This window comes from Streptomyces noursei (assembly GCF_001646665.1).
GTDB classification, from domain to species: domain Bacteria; phylum Actinomycetota; class Actinomycetes; order Streptomycetales; family Streptomycetaceae; genus Streptomyces; species Streptomyces lavendulocolor.
The window spans coordinates 1-6,139 of the sequence record NZ_LWBU01000027.1 but is presented as its reverse complement, the minus strand read 5'-3'; the positions used below and the strand labels follow the sequence as shown (position 1 = coordinate 6,139).

1 protein-coding gene is annotated in these 6,139 nt (G+C 68.7%); it reads right to left on the bottom strand.

Annotated elements, in window-relative coordinates:
• Positions 1-5,817, bottom strand: a 5,817-nt coding sequence (locus A4V12_RS03260) for a DNRLRE domain-containing protein (protein WP_064067657.1), incomplete at its 3' end; no start/stop codon positions are given.
• Between the last annotated feature and the right edge of the window lie 322 nt (positions 5,818-6,139).

The window sequence follows — 6,139 nt, the reverse complement described above, 5'->3', positions numbered from 1 at the left end:
CCAGCGTTTGCCGTCGAGGTCGTATTGGTTGATGGGGTCGCCGGGGTAGCCGTAGCGGTTGTCGCCGCCGCCGTGGATGGGGTCGGTGGACAGGAAGCGTCCGGTGCGGGGGTTGTAGAGGCGGACGCCCATGAGGGTGAGTCCGGTGAGGGTTTCGGCGGAGCGCTGTTTGGCGCCGAGCCAGTTGTAGCGGACGGCGGGTTGGTTGTTGCGGGGGTTGCCGTATTCGTCGTTGTCCAGTGCCTGGGGTGCCTTGGTGGTGTCCAGGGGGAGCTGGAGGGCGACGTCGCCGTGGATGTTGGTCAGCTGCAGGACGGTGTCGCCGGTCTTGCTGGTCGTGGCGCCGAGGTCGCCGGAGGCGGTGTCGACGTTACGGGTGAGGGCGCCGGTGGTGGTGTCCTCGATGATCCAGCGGGGGTTGTCGCTGTCGCTGTCGTAGTGGTTGAGCTTGGACGCGGTCGTGGTCCAGGTGGTGCCGCTGCCGGTTTCCACGTTCCAGGAGCGGAAGCGGTGGCTGGCGTCGAGCTGCCAGGTCTGGCGCTTGCCGTTCGCGGTCTGCTGGTGGGCGAGGTCGTTGGCGTAGTAGCCGATGGTGCCGTTGCCCGGGGCGGCGCTGGTGCGGCCGAAGGCGTCGTAGGTGTAGCCGGCGTCGACGAGGCGGTCGGCGCTGTCGTAGGTGTGGGTGGTGGTGCTTCCTCCGGTGGTGGGGCAGTCGGCGCCGGGGGTGCCGGTTGCCGAGGTGAGGGTGGAGCGGTTGGTGCGGTTGTCGAAGGTGTAGCTGCGGAGGGTGCAGATGGTTTCCGCGGTGTCCTCGACAGCGGTGAGGCGGCCGGTGGCGTCGTAGCGGTAGGCCTGGTCGGACCATCCGGCGTGGGTGGTGACCTGCCCGTGGACGGATTCAGTCACGGTGTCGGAGTAGACGATCGTGCCGTCGCTGTCACGGGTGTAGGTGCGCTCGAGTGCCGAGCCGGTGGGGTCTTCGGTCTGCTTGACCGTGTAGCCGCCGGGGAGCTGCTCGCTGGCCACGGAGCCGTCCGCGTCGTAGACGGCCTTGAACGCACCGGCGATGGAGTCGGTGGTCGTCGTGGCCAGTCCGCGCGGCTCGGCGGTGTGGTCGTAGGTGTAGGTAACGGTGGACGGCGCGGTGTCGGTGACCTTGACCGGCCGGTTGAGCAGGTCGTACTCGGTGGTGGTCGTACCGCCGTCGGCGTCGGTGTAGGACACCAGGCGGCCGAGCTTGTCGTACGCCCGGGTGATCGTGCCACCGGTGGGCGAGATGGTCTTGCTGGCGCGGCCGGTGGCCGGGTCGTACTCGGTGGTGGCCTGCGGGGCCGCCTGTCCGACGCCGCCGGTGGTGGCGACCGTGGTCGGCCTTCCGGCCTCGTCGTGCGAGGTGGTCGTGGTCCGGGTCACGCCGTTGGCGGTCTCGATGACCTTGGCGGCGTTGCCCCACCAGTCGTACTCGGTGGTCGCGGTCGGCAGCTGAGCGGGGTTGGTACCGCCGCCGGTGATAGCGCCGGCCGGGCCGGTGGAGCACACCAGGTCCGCCCACTCGGGGCGGCCAGCGCAGGCGCCGGTGCCGGTGGCCGACCAGTAGGTCGTCACACGGGTCGCGGTGTCGCTACCGGTGGCGCCGGGCAGCAGCTGCTTGGTCACCCGGCCCTGGGCGTCGTACTCGGTGGTCTCGGTGATCGCCAGACCGGCCGGGTCCTTGATGGTCTTCGACGGAAGGCCCTTGGCCCAGTCGTAGACCGTCTGCACGGCGCGGGACTCACCCATGACCGTGGGGTGTTCGCGGACCTCGGCACCGGTGGTGACCTTGGTGACCTGGTCCTTGATCTTGGCGGTGCCGTCGGTGGGACGCCCGGCGTCGTACTCGTTGAGCGTCCAGGAACGGGCGGTCACCGAGGTCTTGGCCGGCACCAGGGTGGTGGTTCCGGACTTCAGGTCGGCGGCCAGGTCGACACGCCGCAGCGGGCCGAACTCCTCCAGTTCCCGGGTACCGGTTTCGTTGTAGAGCGACTTGGTAGCCAGCAGGTCGGCGCGCTCGGCAGAAGGAAGTGCTGCGATGCCGAGGTCGGCCTGGGTGGCGGTGTCGCCGGCGGTCAGCCCGAGCGCGACGGCGCGGTTGCCGGCCGTCAGTTCCCGCACGGTGTTGCCGAAGCGGTCGTACTCGGTGGTGGTGATGTGGCCGCCGGGGGTGGCGGTGTTGACCTTGCGGCCGGACACGCCGAGGTAGTGCACCTCGGCCCGCTTGTAGTCACCGGAGCCCAGCGCGCCACCGGAGTGGTCGGCGGGAACGGCGTCGGCGGGGAAGACGGCGGTGGCGTCGGTGGGAGCGTCGCTCTGGCCCCACGCCTTCACGTCCGCGGCACCCATCTTGTGCGGGGCCGCGGTGCCGGTCAGAGCTACGTCGTAGACGATGCTGGTGGCCGCGGTACCGGACTCGGTACCGGTGGTGCCCTGCTGCAGTCCGGGACGTGATGCCTTCAGCAGCATCCCCTCACCGGCGGTGGCGGCGTTGCCGGCCTTGCCGTAGGTGAAGGTCCAGGGCAGTTCACCGGCCGGGGTCAGCTGCGTGACACGGCCGGCGGTGTCGTAGGCGTACTGCGTCTTGAGCGCGGGGCTGATCTGCGGGTTCCACGTCTCGCGCAGGCGGCCTTCGCCGTCGTAGAGGTAGCTCTGCACCGTCTTGGAGGTCGCCGCGGCCGCCCCGGGGGCGGTGGACCACAGGCGGATCTCCTTGACCTGGCCGGCCACGTCGCCCAGGGCGGTCGTGGTGGCGGTGGTGGAGGCACCGTAGACGAACTCCATCACCCGGCAGCCCTTGGTGGCCGAGTCGGCCGTGCAGGCGGCAGCGGTAGCGGCCGAGGTCGGCGCGATGATCCGCTTCGGGCGGGCGACCGTCTTTCCGGCGACGGTCACCGTCTCGGAGACGACGGTGGTGGTGCTGTTGGACAGACCGTCCAGCAGCGTGCTGGACACCTGCCAGGTCGTGGCCGTGGCATCGGGCTTGGTGAACTCGGTGACCGTGCCATCGGTGTCGGACAGGGTGAACGCGCCCGTGGTGCTGCCCTTGAGCGTCAAATCCTCCGCACCGGGCTCCGGCACCCAGCCGGTCTTGGCCGCATTCGCGGTGAAGTGCGTCTCGTCTCCCTCAGCGCCCACGACGGCGACAGCCGTGTCGGACAGCTTGCGGATGTGGGAGAAGTCGGACTCCGTCGCCTCGGCGGCGGTGCCGGCAACCCACTCCTTACCGAAGATGGCCGCCTGGCCCTCCTGCGCGGCCCCCTTGCCCGGGGTGCGGGAGGACGCCGTACGCGACACCGACATGTCGAAGGCCGAAGCATCACTGGCCGACAGGGTGTAGTCACCCGTCAGCAGGTTGACCGAGCCGGGCCCGACTTCCTCGCCGGAGGCGCCGGTGGCATTGCGGTCGACCACGACAGTCATCGGCGCGGTGCTTCCCGCGGCGCTGTTGGGGCCAGCGAAGTCGGCCTTGATCTGGACCGTGCCGTCCGGGTCGACGGTGTTGGTCGCGTTCCAGACCAGCGGAGCGTTCTTGCCGCCTGTCATGGCCACCGGCCAGGCGGTCAGCGCGGTGCCGCCGGAAGTGACGTCGCCGACCGGGATACGGACCCAGGGGTCGGCCTCGGAACGGCGCCAGGAGAAGGACACCTCGTTGTACTTGCTGGCCTCGGCCTCAGCGACCAGCGGCAGGCGACGCGCGGTGCGCTCGCCCTCAGCGGGCTGCACGAAACCGCCGGGGCCGGCGTGGAAGGTGTAGTCGATGGCCTCGGACTTGTTGTCCGCCTTGTCGACCGCCCTGACCTGCAGGGTGTGGGTGCCGTCCTTGGGCGGGGCGATGGAGATCGCCTTCGCACCCGTGGCACCGCTGGTGGTGACCTTGGTCCAGGTCGTCCCGTCCAGCGACCACTCCAGCCAGTTGTGGTCACCGGCCGGAGGCGTCACGGTGAACGTACCGGCCTGCCCAGCGCCCTTGACCCAGGCGTTGGAGGGGTAGTCCGTGGAGGTGATGGCCGTCGGAGCGGACGGTGCCGCGGTGTCGACGGTGAAGACCTTGTACGCCGACCAGCCCACGTTGTAGTGGCTGCCGTCGTAGGGCGAGGTGCGGAACTTGTAGGTCTTGCCGTTGGTCAGCATGCCCGCCGGGACGGTCACGGACGCGACCTGGCCCGAAGGCACGTACTTCGACACCAGCACATTGCCGACCTGGGCGTTGGTGGCGTTGTCGAAGATCTGGAAGGTGCCGTTGACCTTGTCACCGTCCGCGTCGACGAAGGTGTCGCGCAGAGTCGGAGTGGCGGTGTTGACGACGTAGTTGCCGCCGTAGGAGAAGTACGGCGGGCCGGCCTCCTGCTTGGTGCCGGTACGCGGCCGGTAGTTGTAATTGACGACCAGCTTGGGCGGGTTGGCCGCCGCGTTCGCCGAGTTCACCCGCTTCCACTGCGTGGACAGCGTCTCGTCCGTGGCGCGCAGGCCCATGTGGCCGCGGGTCGCCTTGGCCGAGGCCCACTCCTGAACCAGCGTGGTCACATCGGCATTGATCCAGCCATCGGGCTGGGTGGTGCACGAGGTGTTGCCGCGGGTCTCGGTGCTGGTGGCCTTCTTCGCTGTCATCGCCGGACGGTTCGTCCAGCGGCTCGAGGTGGACGCGGCAGCGGAAGACCACACCTCCCACGACTGCGCGGTGCACGCGGGAGCATTGCCGGAGTGGAAGTTCCACAGGCTCAGCTTGGCGTCCAGCACGAGCGCGTCCTGCACCGGCGTGGTGTTCCAGGAGACGAAGGACTGCGCGGTACGCGGCGTGCCGTCAGCGTTCTTCGTGCCGGGGTTGCCGAAGTCCAGCTCGACGTCGTTGGACCAGTCGACGGTCTCGCCCTGCTGCACGTAGGTGTCGAAGACATTGCCCAGCGCGGAGGTGGACGGGTCGACCGTCACCGGGTACTTGGTCGCCGGGTCCGCCAGCCACTTCGCGTCCGGCGTCAGGACCAGGTCCACCGATCCCTTGTGCTTGACGACCTTCATGGCGACCTTGGCCCGGCGGGTGTGCTCGCCGGAGACCTTGTCGACCGTGGAGTCCCACATCACCGGAGCGGGCATGACTGCCTGCTTCTTGCTCTTCTTGTCGGTGAAGAGCAGGCTGCCGTCCTCCTGCTCGGTGACCTTCAGACCCTTGGTCTTCAGAGGCAGGGTGTAGGTGTAGCCCTCGGTGGCCGGCCGCTGCTTGATCTCGACGTACTGCTCGAACCCGGTCCGCGTCGCCTCGACGACGACGTCTGCACCAGGCACGGCGTTGACGTACTCGGCACGCGTGCCCTCCAGCTTGGGAGCCGGCAGCCCGCCCCGCCACTGCAGGGTGATCTGCTCATCCCCTTCGCCAAGGGTGACCAGGTCGACAGCCTTGGCTGCCTGCCCGGCCTTCAGCGAGGCGGCCGGCGTGCCGGTCTTGCCCGCCAGCTTCAGGCCCTGCGGGTGGGCCTTGGACTCGACCGCCCCGTCGGCACCGGCGACGAGATCGAGATCGACGTCACGCCAGTCGCCGCTGTCCTCGTCATGGAAGCGGATGGGCCCGGCAGACAGCTCGGTCGTAAGCGACCCGTCCTTGTTGACCCACGTCGTCGACGTCTCCGTCCGCTCCGACAAGGCCTCTACACGCTTGCCCGACAGCCGGGCAGCCACACGTGCTGATGGAATGTCAGCCGCCTGCGTGACACTGGTCTTCTTCTCGGCAGCGACCGCCCCGGAGGGCGACGCAACCGCAGGACTCACGCCGTCAAGCAGCGTGAATGCCATGGTCGCCGCGAGACTGCCTGCGATGTAGCGCAAGCTTCTCCCCGACCAGGCCCGCCCACGCTCATCGGGCGCGGGTATGTGCACCGTCATGGTTCCTCGGTCTCTTCGTTACATGTGCATCACAAAAACCGATGCCATGTGAAGGTACCTACAAGGGAAAGCCCACAAAGACCCCAAGGAAGCATGCGCCCGACATCCCCGACAGCTAAGCGGAAGATCGTGATCGATTCTTGACGGACCGCCAGAGACGCCTACCCCGCCTCCACCCGCTCAATCCACACGACTTACGACCCATCAGACACCCCACCCACAACCAACCCGC